This window comes from Stenotrophomonas maltophilia R551-3, assembly GCF_000020665.1.
Taxonomy (GTDB): domain Bacteria; phylum Pseudomonadota; class Gammaproteobacteria; order Xanthomonadales; family Xanthomonadaceae; genus Stenotrophomonas; species Stenotrophomonas maltophilia_L.
This window is the reverse complement of the sequence record NC_011071.1, coordinates 4,309,932-4,325,517: the sequence shown is the minus strand read 5'-3', so window position 1 is coordinate 4,325,517 and position 15,586 is coordinate 4,309,932. Positions and strand designations below refer to the sequence as shown.

The 15,586-nt window shown below is 68.5% G+C and carries 12 protein-coding genes; 5 read left to right on the top strand and 7 right to left on the bottom strand.

Features of this window, described 5'->3' with window-relative positions; all coding sequences use genetic code 11:
* Nucleotides 1-28 precede the first annotated feature (28 nt).
* From smeA to smeC, 3 genes are read left to right on the top strand one after another with little or no spacing between them, the layout of a single operon-like run.
* Complete coding sequence (smeA, locus tag SMAL_RS19495) at nt 29-1,225, top strand: multidrug efflux RND transporter periplasmic adaptor subunit SmeA (RefSeq protein WP_012512409.1); 1,197 nt, start codon at nt 29-31, stop codon at nt 1,223-1,225.
* A gap of 12 nt (nt 1,226-1,237) precedes the next feature.
* On the top strand, nt 1,238-4,387 hold the full coding sequence (gene smeB, locus SMAL_RS19490; RefSeq protein ID WP_012512408.1) for a multidrug efflux RND transporter permease subunit SmeB: 3,150 nt from the start codon (nt 1,238-1,240) through the stop codon (nt 4,385-4,387).
* On the top strand, nt 4,384-5,799 hold the full coding sequence (gene smeC, locus SMAL_RS19485) for a multidrug efflux transporter outer membrane subunit SmeC (RefSeq protein WP_012512407.1): 1,416 nt from the start codon (nt 4,384-4,386) through the stop codon (nt 5,797-5,799). The genes smeB and smeC overlap by 4 nt, the downstream gene beginning before the upstream one ends.
* An 84-nt stretch (nt 5,800-5,883) precedes the next feature.
* Here the strand turns inward: smeC and mnmG are convergent, their stop codons facing one another.
* Together mnmG and SMAL_RS19470 are read right to left on the bottom strand one after the other, a co-directional pair.
* Nucleotides 5,884-7,773, bottom strand: coding sequence for a tRNA uridine-5-carboxymethylaminomethyl(34) synthesis enzyme MnmG (gene mnmG, locus SMAL_RS19480; protein ID WP_012512406.1), 1,890 nt, complete (start codon nt 7,771-7,773; stop codon nt 5,884-5,886).
* A 492-nt stretch (nt 7,774-8,265) separates the two neighbouring features.
* Nucleotides 8,266-8,751, bottom strand: a complete 486-nt coding sequence (locus SMAL_RS19470) for a hypothetical protein (protein WP_012512405.1) — start codon at nt 8,749-8,751, stop codon at nt 8,266-8,268.
* A gap of 159 nt (nt 8,752-8,910) precedes the next feature.
* Here SMAL_RS19470 and SMAL_RS19465 point away from each other — a divergent pair, with 159 nt between their 5' ends.
* Both SMAL_RS19465 and SMAL_RS19460 read left to right on the top strand, forming a co-directional pair.
* Complete coding sequence (locus tag SMAL_RS19465; RefSeq protein ID WP_012512404.1) at nt 8,911-9,873, top strand: pyridoxal-phosphate dependent enzyme; 963 nt, start codon at nt 8,911-8,913, stop codon at nt 9,871-9,873.
* The gene (locus SMAL_RS19460) at nt 9,858-10,502 is read left to right on the top strand and encodes a YdcF family protein (protein ID WP_041864602.1); all 645 of its coding nucleotides are present in this window, start codon (nt 9,858-9,860) and stop codon (nt 10,500-10,502) included. The genes SMAL_RS19465 and SMAL_RS19460 overlap by 16 nt, the downstream gene beginning before the upstream one ends.
* Before the next feature lie 154 nt (nt 10,503-10,656).
* On the opposite strand, the gene bioC is transcribed toward SMAL_RS19460, so the two are convergent.
* The 5 genes from bioC to bioB form a co-directional block, all read right to left on the bottom strand.
* Nucleotides 10,657-11,541 (bottom strand): malonyl-ACP O-methyltransferase BioC, encoded by an 885-nt coding sequence (gene bioC / locus SMAL_RS19455; protein ID WP_012512402.1) that lies wholly within the window; start codon nt 11,539-11,541, stop codon nt 10,657-10,659.
* Nucleotides 11,542-11,553: 12 nt separating this feature from the next.
* Complete coding sequence (locus SMAL_RS19450; protein ID WP_012512401.1) at nt 11,554-12,333, bottom strand: SDR family oxidoreductase; 780 nt, start codon at nt 12,331-12,333, stop codon at nt 11,554-11,556.
* Nucleotides 12,334-12,362: 29 nt separating this feature from the next.
* A complete protein-coding gene (bioH, locus tag SMAL_RS19445) occupies nt 12,363-13,142 on the bottom strand; it encodes a pimeloyl-ACP methyl ester esterase BioH (RefSeq protein WP_012512400.1) in 780 nt (259 codons plus the stop codon).
* A gap of 17 nt (nt 13,143-13,159) precedes the next feature.
* Nucleotides 13,160-14,383, bottom strand: coding sequence for an 8-amino-7-oxononanoate synthase (gene bioF, locus SMAL_RS19440; protein WP_012512399.1), 1,224 nt, complete (start codon nt 14,381-14,383; stop codon nt 13,160-13,162).
* Between the two features lie 67 nt (nt 14,384-14,450).
* A complete protein-coding gene (bioB, locus tag SMAL_RS19435) occupies nt 14,451-15,494 on the bottom strand; it encodes a biotin synthase BioB (RefSeq protein ID WP_006400133.1) in 1,044 nt (347 codons plus the stop codon).
* Nucleotides 15,495-15,586: the final 92 nt, after the last annotated feature.

Here is a 15,586-nt window from a genome sequence, read left to right as displayed (position 1 = left end):
GGGTCAACGCAAGGCCCCCACGCCCCCCATGTCACTCCCGCGCCCGCTGTCCCGCTCCCCCCATCCGCTGCTGTTGCCCCTGCTGATGTCCCTGGCGGCCTGCTCGGCGGGCAGGTCCGAAACGCCAGCCACGCCTGAAGTCGGCGTCATTACCGCCAGCGCGCAGCCGCTGGCGCTGCAGCAGACCCTGCCTGGTCGGGCGGTGCCGTTCGAGGTGTCCGAGGTACGGCCGCAGATCGGCGGGCTGATCCGCCAGCGGTTGTTCACCGAAGGCCAGCAGGTCAAGGCCGGGCAGTTGCTGTACCAGGTCGATCCGGCGCCGTACCAGGCCGCCTTCGATACTGCTCGTGGCCAGCTGGCGCAGGCCGAGGCCACCGTGCTGTCGGCGCAGCCGAAGGCCGAGCGCACGCGCACGCTGCTGGGCCTGGATGCGGCCAGCAAGCAGGATGCCGACGATGCCACTTCGGCACTGAAGCAGGCGCAGGCCAATGTGATTGCCGCGCGCGCTGCGCTGCAGGCCGCCCGCATCAACCTCGACTACACCCGGATCAGCGCACCGATCGACGGCCGCATCGGCACCTCCAGCGTCACTGCCGGCGCGCTGGTCGCTGCCGGCCAGGACGCGGCGCTGGCGACCATTCAACGGTTGGATCCGGTGTACCTGGATGTGACCCAGTCCAGCACGCAGATGCTGGCACTGCGCAAGCAGCTCGATGCCGGCCTGGTGAAGGCCATCGATGGCAAGGCACAGGTGAAGGTGCTGCTGGAGGACGGCAGCACGTACGCGCATGAAGGGACCCTGGAGTTCGTCGGCAGTGCGGTCGATCCGGGCACCGGCAACGTGGTGCTGCGTGCGGTCATTCCGAACCCGGACGGCCTGCTGTTGCCGGGGATGTATCTGAAGGCGGTGCTGCCGATGGCCACCGATGCGCGCGCGCTGCTGGTGCCGCAGAAGGCGGTGCTGCGCAATGAACGCGGCGAGCCGCTGCTGCGCCTGCTCGACGCCAGGGACCATGTGGTGGAACGCCGGGTCGGCATTGGTCAGGTGGTGGGCAACCAGTGGCAGATCACGCAGGGCTTGAAGGCCGGTGAGCGGGTGATCGTCAGCAACGGCAGTGCGGTTTCGCTCGGCCAGCAGGTGAAGGCGATAGCGGCCACCACCGCGCAGCTGGCCGCCATGCCGGCGATCGACCCGAACGGCAACACCGACGAAACGTCGCACTGAGGCCTGCCGCGCATGGTTCGTTTCTTCATCGACCGGCCGATCTTCGCCTGGGTGATCGCCATCGCGGTCAGCCTGCTCGGCCTGCTCGCAATCCTGATCCTGCCGGTGGACCGCTACCCGCAGATCGCCCCGCCCACCATCACCATCCGCGCCACCTACACCGGTGCCTCGTCGCAGACCGTGGAAAACGCGGTCACCCAGGTCATCGAGCAGTCCCAGCAGAGCCTGGACCACCTGATGTACATGACCTCCACCAGCGCCTCCGATGGCTCGGCGCAGGTCAACCTGGTGTTTGCCACCGGCACCAACCCGGACACCGCGCAGGTACAGGTACAGAACCAGCTGCAGGCGGCCATGGCCACCTTGCCGCAGGCGGTGCAGCAGAATGGGCTGACCATCACCAAGTCCAGCGGTTCGATCTTCGAGGTGCTGTCGTTCACCAGCGAAGACGGCAGCATGGACAACTTCGATGTCGCCAACTTCATGGAGGCGCGCATCGACGACCAGATCAGCCGTGTCAGCGGCGTCGGCAACATCCAGCCGATCGGCCAGGAATACGCCATGCGTATCTGGCTGGACCCGGAAAAGATGCGCCAGTACGCACTGATGCCGTCGGACATCGAGACCGCACTGCAGGCGCAGAACACCGACGTGTCGGCTGGTGAGCTGGGCGGCCAGCCGGCGCTGAAGGGCCAGCAGCTGGACGCCACGGTGACCGCGCGCAGCCGTCTGCACACCCCCGAGCAGTTCGCGCAGGTGGTGCTCAAGGCCGACGCCGGTGGCAGCGTGGTGCACCTGGGCGACGTGGCGACGATCGGTCTGGGGCCGGAGAGCTACGACAGCATCAGCACCTTCAACGGCAAGCCGTCGGCCTCGCTGGGCATTGAACTCAATGCCGGTGCGAACGCGATCGCCGTCTCCAAGGCCATCGATGCACGGCTGCAGCAGCTGCAGAAGTACTGGCCACACGGCTACACCGCCCACGTGGCATTCACTACCACGCCGTTCGTGACCATCTCGCTGAAGGAAGTGGTGATCACCCTGATCGAGGCGATCGCGCTGGTCGTGCTGGTGATGTACCTGTTCCTGCAGAACTGGCGGGCCACGCTGATCCCGACCATCGCGGTGCCGGTGGTGCTGCTGGGCACGTTCGGCGTGCTGGCGGCGTTCGGGTACTCGATCAACACGCTGACCATGTTCGCACTGGTGCTGGCCATCGGCCTGCTGGTGGACGATGCCATCGTGGTGGTGGAGAACGTGGAGCGGGTGATGACCTTCGAAGGGCTGGCACCGAAGCCGGCCACGCTGAAGGCGATGGGCCAGATCACCGGCGCGCTGGTCGGCATCGTGCTGGTGCTCACCGCGGTGTTCCTGCCGATGGCGTTCTTCAGCGGTGTCACCGGCGTGATCTATCGCCAGTTCTCGGTGACGATTGCCGCTGCGATGATCCTGTCGGTGCTGGTGGCGATGACCATCACCCCGGCGCTGTGCGGCAGCATCCTGCATCAGATTCCCAAGGGCGGCCATCCGCATGGCGATCACGGCGGCGAGCCGAGCCTGCTGGGCAAGTTCTTCATCTGGTTCAACCACCGCTTCGAGCGCACCTCCAATGGCCTGCGCCATCGCGTCGATGGTTTCCTCGGCCGGCGCGCGTTGGGTGTGCTGTTCTACCTGGTGCTGAGCGTGGCCACAGGCCTGCTGCTGTGGCACCTGCCCGGCGCATTCCTGCCCGATGAGGACCAGGGCATGCTCAACGCGCTGGTGAAGCTGCCAGCCGGCTCCACCCTGGAGCAGACCCGTGCAGTGATGGATCGCCTCAGTGCGGCCGCGGTGAAGGACGACAGCGTGCTCTCGATCCAGGCCACCGCCGGTTTCAGTGTCACCGGCAGCGGCCAGAACGTCGGCCAGGCCTTCATCCGGCTCAAGGATTGGGATGACCGCAAGGACGATGCCGATACCATCGCCGCGCGCTTGACCGCGGCCATGGCCAGCGTGCCCGATGCGCAGGTATTCATCACCTCGCCACCGGCCATCCTCGGCCTGGGCGACGCGGGCGGTTTCACCCTGGAACTGCAGGACGAAGGCGGTGCCGGCCATGCCGCCGCCGTGGCTGCGCGCAACACGTTGCTGAAGGAGGCCGCCAAGGATCCGAAGCTGGTCAACGTGCGCTACGCCAGCCTGGAAGACGCGCCGGTGTACGCAGTGAAGGTGGACGACGCCAAGGCGCAGGCCATGGGCGTGAATCCACAGGACATCAATGACACCTTGAACGCGGCGTTGGGCGGCGACTTCGTCAACAACTTCATCTACAAGGGCCGCATCAAGAAGGTGTTCATCCAGGGCACGGCCGAAGCACGCATGCAGCCGCAGGACATCGAGCGCTGGAGCGTGCGCAACCAGGCCGGGCAGATGGTGCCGCTGTCGTCGCTGATCAGCACGCATTGGACCAGTGCGCCGGCCGCATTGCAGCGCTACAACGGCGTATCAGCGATGGAAATCACCGGGCAGCCGGCAGCGGGCGTCAGTTCCGGTGAGGCGATGGCTGAGATCGCGCGCCTGGCCGACACACTGCCGGAAGGCTTCAGCCACGCGTGGTCGGACATGGCCTACCAGGAGCAGCTCTCGGGCAACCAGGCGCCGATGCTGTATGCCATCTCGCTGCTGTTCGTGTTCCTGTGCCTGGCCGCGCTGTATGAAAGCTGGGCGGTGCCGTTCGCGGTGATGCTGGCGGTGCCGGTGGGTGTGTTCGGCGCCGTGCTGATGATGAACCTGCGTGGCCTCAACAACGACGTGTACTTCCAGGTTGGGCTGCTGACCACGATTGGTCTGGCGGCGAAGAACGGCATCCTGATCGTCGAGTTCGCACGCATCCTCGAGCAGCAGGGCAAGAGCACGCGCGAGGCGATCCTACAGGCGGTGTACCTGCGGCTGCGGCCGATCGTGATGACCTCGCTGGCGTTCCTGATGGGCGTGCTGCCGCTGGTGTTCGCCACCGGCGCCGGTTCGGCCGCGCGCCGTTCGCTGGGTACGGGCGTGGCCGGTGGTACGGTCGCCTCGATGGTGCTGGGCATGTTCTTCGTGCCGCTGTTCTACCTGCTGGTGCGCCGCCTGTTCCCGGGCCGCGCGCCGGCCGATGCCACTGCCGCGGAGGCAAACCCATGAAGCCGATGCTGCTGCGCGCCCTGGCGGCCGCAACGATGACCACGGTGCTGGGCGGCTGCGTGAGCATGGCCCCGCACTACCAGCGCCCCGAGGCGCCGGTGCCGGCGCAGATCGGCAATGCCGCCACGGGCGAGGCCGAGCCGGTATTGACGATGCCGGCGTGGCGCGAGGTGTTCCTGGAACCGCGCCTGCAGCAGGTGATCGCGCTGGCGCTGCAGAACAACCGCGACCTGCGCGTGGCGGTGCTGCAGGTGCAGAAGGAACGCGCGCAGTACCGCATCCAGCGCGCGGCGCTGCTGCCGTCGGTGGATGCCAGTGGCAGTGTCACCCGCTCGCGGGTGAGTGATGCCAACAGCGAGACCGGTGCCACCCAGATAACCGAATCCGATGCCGTGCAGGTGGGTATCAGCAGTTGGGAGCTGGACCTGTTCGGGCGCATCCGCAGCCTGAACAACGAGGCCCTGCAGAACTGGCTGGCCAGCGCCGAGAACCAGCGCGCCGCGCGCACCAGCCTGGTGGCCGAAGTGGCCACGGCGTGGCTGGCGCTGGCGGCGGACGAGCAGTCGCTGGCGTTCACCCGGCAGACCCTGGACAGCCAGCAGCAGACCCTGCAGCGCACCGAGGCCCGCCATGCACAGGGCCTGGCCTCGGGCCTGGACCTGTCGCAGGTGCAGACCAGCGTGGAAGCCGCGCGCGCTGCGCTGGCCAAGCTGCAGACCCAGCAGGCGCGGGATCGCGATGCGCTGCAGTTGCTGGTGGGCGCGCCGCTGGACGCGGCATTGCTGCCCGGCGCGCAGGCACTGGATGGCACCGTGGCGCTGGCACCGTTGTCGGCCAACCTTCCCTCAAGCGTGCTGCTGCAGCGCCCGGACGTGCTGTCCGCCGAACACGCGTTGCAGGCAGCCAATGCCGATATCGGTGCCGCGCGCGCCGCGTTCTTCCCGACGCTGACGCTGACCGCCAACTACGGCCACAGCTCCACCGCGTTGTCGACGCTGTTCTCGGCCGGCACCCGCGGCTGGTCGTTCGCGCCCAGCATCACCGCACCGATATTCCACGCCGGCGCGTTGAAGGCCTCGCTGGATGCCTCGAAGATCGGCAAGGACATCGGCATCGCCCAGTATGAGAAGGCAATCCAGCAGGCCTTCAGTGAAGTGGCCGATGCGCTGGCCACGCGGGATCACCTGATCGCGCAGATGGAGGCCCAGCGTGCGCTGGTCGCCGCCAGCCAGCGCAGCTATACGCTGGCCGATGCGCGTTACCGCACCGGGCTGGACGGCTACCTGCAGGCGCTGGATGCACAGCGCAGCCTGTACGCTGCGCAGCAGGACCTGATCGCCCTGCAGCAGCAGGAAGCGGGTAACCGGGTGACGCTGTTCAAGGTGCTGGGCGGTGGGGCGGACGCGCAGTAACGCGTGCGGTAGCGCCGGGCCATGCCCGGCGGATTTTCGCGTACCGCTGCGCTCGCCGGGCATGGCCCGGCGCTACCACACGCTTTACGCCACGCGTCCCCGGCGTGCGCGTTCCAGGTGCACCAGCAGCAGCGAGATCGCTGCCGGGGTCATGCCCGGAATGCGCTGTGCCTGGCCGATGGTCTGCGGGCGTACGCGCTCCAGCTTCTGCAGCGCTTCGGCCGACAGCCCGCGCACCGTCGCGTAATCGAAGGCTTCAGCGATCGGCGTGGCTTCGTGCCGCTGCTGGCGCTCGATCTCCTCGCGCTGGCGGTCCAGGTAACCGGCGTACTTCACGCCGATCTCCACCTGCTCGGCCACCTTGCCATCGGCCACCGCCGGGCCCAGCGAAGGCACCTGCATCAGCGCGGCGTAATCCAGCTCGGGGCGCTTGATCAGGTCCAGCACGTTGGTTTCGCGGCTGACCGCCACGCCCAGTGTTTCGTTCACTTCGCGGCCCAGTGCATTGGCCGGGGTCGCCCAAAGCGCGCCCAGGCGTGCACGCTCGGCGTCCACCGCCGCCTGCTTGGTCTCGAACGCGCTCCAGCGGCGATCATCGACCAGGCCCATCCCGCGGCCGACCGGGGTCAGGCGCTGGTCGGCGTTGTCTTCGCGCAGCTGCAGCCGGTACTCGGCGCGGCTGGTGAACATGCGGTACGGCTCGTTGGTGCCGTGGGTGATCAGGTCATCCACCAGTACGCCCAGGTACGCCTCGTCGCGGCGCGGGCACCAGCCGTCCAGCCCGCGCACCTGGCGTGCGGCGTTGAGGCCGGCCAGCAGGCCCTGCGCGGCCGCTTCTTCATAGCCGGTGGTGCCGTTGATCTGGCCGGCGAAGAACAGGCCGTTGACCAGCTTGGTTTCCAGCGAGGCCTTCAGCCCGCGTGGATCGAAGAAGTCGTACTCGATCGCATAGCCGGGACGGGTGATGTGCGCGTTCTCGAAACCGCGGATGCTGCGCACCATCTCCAGCTGCACGTCGAACGGCAGCGAGGTGGAGATGCCGTTGGGATAGATCTCGACGATGCCCAAGCCTTCGGGTTCGACGAAGATCTGGTGGCTGGCTTTCTCGGCGAAGCGCACCACCTTGTCTTCGATGGACGGGCAGTAGCGCGGACCGATGCCTTCGATCTGGCCGCTGTACAGCGGCGAGCGGTGCAGCGCGTCGCGGATGATCTGGTGGGTCTGTTCGGTGGTGTGGGTGATCCAGCAGCTGACCTGCTGCGGATGCTCGTCCACAGAGCCGAGGAAGGACATCACCGGACGCGGCGAATCGCCGGGCTGCTCGTCCATCACGCTGTAGTCCAGCGAGCGGCCATCGATGCGCGGCGGCGTGCCGGTCTTCAGGCGGTCGACCTGGAACGGGCGCTCGCGCAGGCGCGCGGCCAGCGTGGTGGCCGGCGGGTCGCCCATGCGGCCGGCGGCGTACTGGGTCGGCCCGACATGGATCTTGCCGGCCAGGAAGGTGCCGGCGGTCAGCACCACCGCTTCGGCGTCGAAACGCAGGCCGGTCTGGGTGATGACCCCGCGCACGGCGTCGCCTTCGATGACCAGGTCATCGACGGCGGCCTGGAACACGGTCAGGTTGGCCTCGCCTTCAACGATCGCGCGGATCGCCATGCGGTACAGGTTGCGGTCGGCCTGGCAGCGGGTGGCACGCACGGCCGGACCCTTGGAGGCGTTGAGCGTGCGCCACTGGATGCCGGCGCGGTCGGCGGCATGCGCCATCGCACCGCCCAGGGCGTCGATTTCCTTGACCAGGTGGCCCTTGCCGATGCCACCGATGGCCGGGTTGCAGCTCATCGCGCCCACCGTTTCGATGTTGTGGGTCAGCAGCAGGGTGCGCACGCCGGTGCGGGCCGCGGCCAGCGCGGCTTCGGTGCCAGCGTGGCCACCGCCGATGGCGATGACGTCGTAACGATGGAAGGACGGGTTCATGGGTGCTGTTCAGCTGGGGGCGGGCGCGGCCGGGGGCGGCGCCGGGGTGGCGATTTTAGCGCCATTCCGGGCCGGGACGACGTCGCCAGCCGCCCGGCGTCGAAATCAGCCCTAAAGTTGGCAGGATTTTTGCAGATAACCCAATAGCACCCACCGTGGCTGGCGCCGTAGGCGCCCGTGACCGGAATTGGAACAGGGGCCGGTACAGGCGCATGGTGGGGGAGCAGGGGGCCGGCAGTCGGGGGACTGTCCGGCCCTGTTTTTTTGGGGTCGCCGGGAAAGGCCCCAAAACAAACGGCCCCGCATTGCGGGGCCGTCTGCCTTCAGAGGTGCCGACATCCGACAGGGCCGGAACAGGGGGGATCCAGATGTTCCTGTCGGATATCGACGTAGAGCTTTTTGCGGCGGCCCGTGTCGTTTTTGTCACTTTGTGACGCGGGCCGTCACCATCCCCGTAGATTGCGGCTTAGACCGTGTGAAATGCAAGACGGTTCAGCGCTCAACTGTGCGCTGCGTCCCACGATCCATGTTGCGCCAGGGGGAACCGTTCATCCTCGGTGCGCTCGGCGCCGGCGCCGGACGGGCCTGCGGCGGGGGCGCCGACGGCTGCACGTTGGACTGCGGCGGGCGTCGCATCGAATCCATGTTCCGCCACGGCGAACCACCGTTGTAGGACGGGCGCGACGGCGGCGGACGGTTCTCGCCGCCATTGCCCGGACGCGGCGGCGGGCGGTGGTTGTGCGGCGGGCGGTAGATCGGGCGCGAGTAGTACGGATTGCCGTAGCCACCGTAGTAACCGCCATAGCCGCCGTAGTACGGGTAGCCGGAGTTGTAGGGATAGCCGGCCGGGTAGCGGTATTCCACCGACGGCGCACCGTGGTAGTAGCCGCCACCGCGGCCACCGCCGACGTAGTCGTAGGTGGTGCAGCCGGTCAGGGCCAGCATCAGGCCACCGGCAAGCATCAAGCGCGTTTTCATGGTGGGTCCCCCCAGAGGACGGGTGTGCAGTCAGCTTCGTGCGCGGGCATTGAATCGACCCTTAATTCCACCGGCCAGGATGAATGGAGGTGAAGGCCCGCATGCTGGCATGACCTGTGCCCCGGTCGCCAGCGCGGGGGCATACGTTAATCTTGCGTCATGAGCGATTCACTGTTGCCCCGCGCCGACGACGTCCTGCTTGCTGCCGCGAGGATCGCCCCGCATGCCAGCGTGACCCCGGTGCTGCGCTCGCACACGCTCGATGCGCTGGCCGGGGCACAGCTGGCCTTCAAGGCCGAGCACCTTCAGCGTGGTGGCGCGTTCAAGTTCCGCGGTGCCTGCAATGCGGTGTGGTCGCTGGATGCCGGCCGCGCCGGTGCCGGCGTGGTGACCCATTCCTCCGGCAACCATGGCGCCGCGCTGGCGCTGGCCGCGCGCACCCGGGGCATTCCCTGCCATGTGGTGGTGCCGGAAGGCGCGGTGGCGGCCAAGCTGGCCAATATTGCCCGGCATGGCGCCACGCTCTGGCACTGCCCGGCGACCATCGCCGACCGTGAAGCCACCTGCGCCAAGGTGCAGGCCGATACCGGCGCGACCCTGGTCCACCCCTATACCGATCCGGCGGTGATGGCCGGGCAGGGCACTGCTGCCCTGGAACTGCTGCACAGCGACGGCCCGTTCGACGTGCTGGTGGTGCCGGTGGGCGGCGGCGGCCTCGCCAGCGGCACTGCGCTGGCCCTGCAGCACGCCAGCCCGCAGACCCGGCTGGTGCTGGCCGAACCGGCCGGCGCCGATGACACCGCGCGCTCGCTGGCTGCAGGCGAGCGTCTGGGCGCGTTCACCCCGGACACGATCTGCGATGGACTGCGCACCCTGATCGGCGCACCCAACTTCGCGCTGCTGCGCGCGGCCGGCGCCGAGGTGATCGTGGTCGACGACGTGGCGACAATGGCCGCGATGCGCCTGTTGTGGGAGGTCCTCAAGCAGGTGGTCGAACCGTCCTCGGCCACCGTGCTGGCCGCAGTGCTGGCGCAACCTGAGCGCTTTGCAGGGCTGCGCGTCGGGCTGGTGCTGTCCGGCGGCAACGTCGACCTGCCAGCGCTGCGCTGGGGGGCGCCGTGAGCCGCGACCGGCAGCGGCATCGCACCGGCCTGCTGGGCTGGCTGTGGCGGCTGTTTGTCCTGCTGGTGATCTGGCTGCTGGGCGTGACCGCGTGGATCGTGTGGGTTGGTGAACGCGACCAGGCCGCCAAGGCCGACGCCATCATCGTGCTGGGTGCGGCGGCCTATGACGCCAAGCCATCACCGGTGTTCGAAGAACGCATCCGCCATGGCCTGGACCTGTACGAGGCCCGCTACGCGCCGCTGCTGATCTTCACCGGTGGCTATGGCGGCACCGGTGCACGCTTTTCCGAATCACAGGTGGCGCGACGCTACGCGCTCAAGCACGGCATCCCGGACGATGCGATCCTGATCGAGACCGCCTCGCGCAACACCGTGCAGAATCTGGTCGAAGCCAAGCGGTTGATGGAGCAGCGTGACCTGCACCGGGTGATCATTGTCAGTGACCCGCTGCACATGGCGCGCGCGCTGCGCCTGAGCAAGGCACTGGGGATCGACGCGCTGGCCTCGTCCACGCCCAGCACGCGCTTCCGCAGCTTCCACACCAGCTGGCGCTTCCTGGTGCAGGAGATCTACTTCTTCCACCGCGATCTGGTGCGCCCGCCGCTGAGTTCGCCGGCCAATACCTGAGGCGGAAGACTGCCTTGGGTGAGTGCCAACCAAGGTTGGCACCTACCAGAGCGATTCGCGTACGGCGTGGCATGCGGTAGTGCCGGCCGCTGGCCGGCAGATGCCCACCATGGAATCATTAGGTTGCCGGCCAGCGGCCGGCACTACCGGACGATCAGGTCTGCCTGCGCCGGATCGGAATCGCCGACACCGGCACCGATGCCACGTCATGCCCACCTTCGCGGATCGGCGCGCCCGGGTCCGGCGCCCAGGCGTGGGCATAGATCACCTCCCAACTGCTCGGCAGCTTGCCGTCGGCGCGGCGCATCGGCTCGTAGGCGGCCGCAGCAGCAGCGAAGCGGCCACGCCCGGTCAGCGTGTGGCGGCGGTCGACGCGGGCATTGGTCGCGCCCATCGCACGCAGTTCGCGCATCAGCGACGGCAGGTCGTCGTAGGTCAGGGTGAACAGGTCGCGGTCCAGCACCGGGTCGCGGAAGCCGGCCATCATCAGCGCATCGCCGAACTGGGCGATCTGCGCGAAGCGGCTCACGTGCGGGCGGTCATCGGCAGCGGCGAATGCTTCGTTGAGCTCGACCAGCGTTTCCGGGCCGAAGGTGGAACACACCAGCAGGCCGCCCGGCTTGAGTACGCGACGGAACCCGGCGAACACCGCCGGCAGGTCGTCCACCCACTGCAGGCACAGGTTGCTGAAGATCACGTCCACGCTGTTGTCGGCCAGCGGCAGCGCGGCGGCGTCACCGCACAGGCGCTGGAACGGCTTCCACCAGCCGGCCTGGCGCTTGGCCTGGTCCAGCATCGGCAGCGCCACGTCCAGCGCGATCACCTGCGCCTTCGGCCAGCGCTTCTTCATCAGCGCGCTGGCGTGTCCGGTACCGGCACCGATGTCCAGCACCACCTCGGGCTTGCGTGCCTCCAGGTAGTCCAGCGATTCGATCAGCCGCGACTGCACCTCGCGCTGCAGGGCGGCGGCGGCGTCATAGCTGTTGGCGGCGCGGGCGAACGCGCGGCGGACATGGCGGGCATCGAAGTGGGACGGCATTGCGAAAGTCTCTTAGAACGTACCGGGGTAGGCGCCGCCATCGATCAGCAGGTTCTGCCCGGTGAGGTAACCGGCCTGTGCGCTGCAAAGGAACGCGCAGGCGGCGCCGAATTCATCCGGCGTGCCGAAGCGGCCGGCGGGGATCTGCTGGCGGCGGCGTTCGGCCACTTCGCCAGCATCGCCGTCCTTGCCGGCACTGTGGGCGAAGTTGGCACGCAGGCGGTCGGTGTCGAACTGGCCGGGCAGCAGGTTGTTGATGGTGACGTTGTGGGCCACGGTGCGGCGCGACAGGCCGGCGACGAAGCCGGTCAGGCCACTGCGCGCACCATTGGACAGCGCCAGAATGTCGATCGGGGCTTTCACCGCCGATGAGGTGATGTTGACGATGCGGCCGAAGCCGCGTTCGATCATCGCGTCGACGGTGGCGCGGATCAGCGCGATCGGCGCCAGCATGTTGGCGTCCAGCGCGGCAATCCAGTCGTCACGCTCGAAGGTGCGGAAATCACCGGGCGGCGGGCCACCGGCGTTGTTGACCAGGATGTCCACCTGCGGGCACGCGGCCAGCGCTGCGGTACGGCCGGCCTCGGTGGTGACGTCGGCGACGACCGCGCGTACCTCGGCGGCGCCGGCCAGCGCGCGCAGCTCTTCAGCGGCGACCTGCAGCGCAGCTTCACCACGAGCCATGATCACCACGTTGACGCCCTCGCGCACCAGCGCACGCGCGCAGCCCAGGCCCAGCCCCTTGCTTGCGCCGCAGACCAGTGCCCAGCGGCCATTGATACCCAGATCCATGCGTCAGTCCTGCGGAATTCGGAAGGCGCTCATTGTCCGCCATCGGCCGGTGACAGGCCGGCAACGAAGTGTTGCAGGGCGGCGGCCACTTCGTCGGCATGGCCGAGGAAGGGCGCATGGCCGCCGTGGGCGATGGTCAGCGCCTGCCCGCCCAGGGCCAGTGCCGCGGCGGCCTGCATCGCTGCCGGTGAGACCAGCCGGTCGCGTTGGCCGGCGATCCACAGGCTGGGTTTGCCCAGCGTCGGCAGCGCGCCACGCAGGTCGGTGCTTTCCAGCAGCCGCAGGCCCTCCAGCAGCGCGCGCTCGGTGGGTGCACCGCGCTCGACCAGGCGCTGGCGCAATGTGCGCAGCTCCTCGCGGGCGTGCGCCGAGCCCATCACGTCCAGCGCCAAGAAGCGCTCCAGGGTGCCACCGAAGTCGCTGGCCAGCTCGCGCCCGAACTGTTCGAACACCGCCGGTTCCACCGCGTGCGGCCAGTCTTCGCCACGCACGAAGCGCGGCGTGGCGGCGATCATCGCCAGCCCGCGCACCTTCGGCAGGGTGGCCGCCGCATGCAGCGCGAACAGGCCGCCCAGCGACCAGCCACACCACACCGCCGGCGGCGTGGCCGCGGCAATGGCATTGACCACGAACGGCAGGCGCAGCGGCGTGGTGTCGTCGCGGCTGTGACCATGGCCGGGCAGGTCGACCAGGTGCAGGGTGAACTGGTCCGCCAGGCGCTGCACCAGCGGCGCGAACACACCGCCCTGCAGGGCCCAGCCATGGATCAGTACCAGGTCCGGCCCACGGCCGGTCACTTCAATATGCATGGGGAACTACACGGAACTCAGGCAAAGGCGGGCAGCGGCGGTGGCGCGGCTTCACGCACGGCCAGGGTCACGCGATCGCGCGCGTTGGCGATGGCCTCCACCAGGCCACGCACCTGTTCCGGCGTATGCAGCGCGGACAGCGTCACGCGCAAGCGTGCCTTGCCTTCCGGCACCGTCGGCGGGCGGATCGCACCGACCAGCCAGCCGGCCTGTTCCAGCGCCGTGGACATCGCCACGGCGGTATGGTCATCACCGCACAGCAGCGGCTGGATCGGCGTTTCCGAAGCCATCAGGTCCAGGCCATGGCGACGCGCTTCACTGCGGAACAGCGCGATCAGGTCGGTCAGCTTGGTGCGGCGCCAGTGGTCGCGGCGCGCCAGGCGTACTGCTTCCAGGGCCGCCGCTGCCATCGCCGGTGGCACGGCGGTGGTGTAGATGTAGGGACGTGCGGTTTCGGCCAGATGCTCGATCAGGTCGTCGCGGCCCAGCACCAGCGCGCCGGAACCGCCCAGTGCCTTGCCCAGCGTGACCAGCTGCAGCGGCACATCGTCCACGCTCAGGCCAGCGGCCGCGACGGCGCCGCGACCATCACCGACCACGCCCACACCGTGCGCGTCATCGACGTAGAACAGCGCCTGCTGCAGGCGTGCCACAAGCGACAAAGCGCGCAGCGGTGCGATGTCGCCATCCATGCTGAAGACACCGTCGGTGGCCAGCATGGCCGCGCCATCGGGCGCGTGCTTGAGCTGACGCATTGCACCTTCGGTATCCAGGTGCGGATAGCGGCGCAGGCGTGCACCGGCCAGCCGCGTGGCATCGAGCAGGCTGGCGTGGTTGAGCTTGTCCTGCACGCAGACGTCGTTCTCTTCGCTCAGCAGTGCCTGCTGAACCGCCAGGTTGGCGGCGAAGCCACTGCCGAACAGCAGCGCACGCGGATAGCCCAGCCACTCGGCCACTTCGCGTTCCAGCGCTTCGTGCATGGCGTGGTGACCACAGACCAGGTGCGAGGCACCGGCGCCAGCGCCTTCGCGTGCGGCGGCGTCCTGCAACGCGTTGACCACGCTGAACTGCTGGGCCAGGCCCAGGTAGTCGTTGCTGCAGAAGCCGGTCAGCCACTGGCCGTCCACTTCCAGGCGTACGCCATCACGACGGGTGACCGTGCGCCGCGTGCGGCGACGGCCTTGGGCATCGCGCAGGGCGCGCTGGGCGTGGAGGCGGGCGGTCAGGTCGGGGCGGGCCATGGTGGCTGAATGCGACGACGGGGCGGCTAGGGTAGCGCGTTGCCGCGACGCCTGCCTGTGTCCCGTCTCAGGCCGCGTGAGCGCAGCCACAGCCGGGCGCATCGGCGCTGATATCGGCGTGCACGGTACCGCCGTGGTCGTGGCCCTCGGCATCCACCTGCACCGCCATCGGCTGCAGTCCCAGCCGCGCGAACAGCGCCAGGTCGCGCTCGCTCTCCGGGTTGCCGGTGGTCAGCAGCTTGTCGCCGTAGAAGATCGAATTGGCACCAGCGACGAAGCACAGCGCCTGCAGTTCATCGCTCATCGCCTCGCGACCGGCCGACAGCCGCACCATCGAGCGCGGCATGACGATGCGTGCCACCGCGATCATGCGCACGAACTCGAACGGGTCCAGTTCGGCGCTGCCATGCAGCGGCGTGCCCGCCACCTGCACCAGCTTGTTGATCGGTACCGAATCGGGATGCGCCGGCAACGTGGCCAGCGCCAGCAGCAGGCCGACACGCTGCGCGCGCGTCTCGCCCATGCCGACGATGCCGCCGCAGCAGGTCTTCAGGCCAGCATCGCGCACGTGCTCCAGCGTATCCAGGCGGTCCTGGTACTGGCGCGTGTGGATGATCGAATCGTAGTAGTCCGGCGCGGTGTCGAGGTTGTGGTTGTAGTAGTCCAGTCCCGCATCCTTCAGCGCACGCGCCTGCCCGCCACTGAGCATGCCCAGCGTGGCGCAGGTCTCCAGGCCCAGCGCCTTCACCCCGGCGATCATCGCCGCCACCTTCGGGATGTCGCGGTCCTTCGGCGAACGCCACGCGGCACCCATGCAGAAGCGCGAGGCACCGGCGGCCTTGGCCTGGCGTGCCTTGGCCAGCACTGCGTCGGTCTCCATCAGTTTCTGCGCGTTCACCCCGGTGTTGTAGCGCTGCGCCTGCGGGCAGTACGCGCAGTCTTCCGGGCAACCACCGGTTTTCACCGACAGCAGCGTGGAGACCTGCACCTGGGCTGGGTCGAAGTGCTCGCGATGGACCGCTGCGGCGCGGAACAGCAGCTCGGGGAACGGCAGATCGAACAGCGCCTGCAGTTCGTCGTGTTGCCAGTCGTGGCGGATGGCAGCAGCCATGGCGGGACCCTGGGTACGAGTGGAGCGAGGGCGGCAGTGTGGGTGGGCGTGCGCAGGCTGTCAACAATATTCATGTTCACATGGTTTACAGT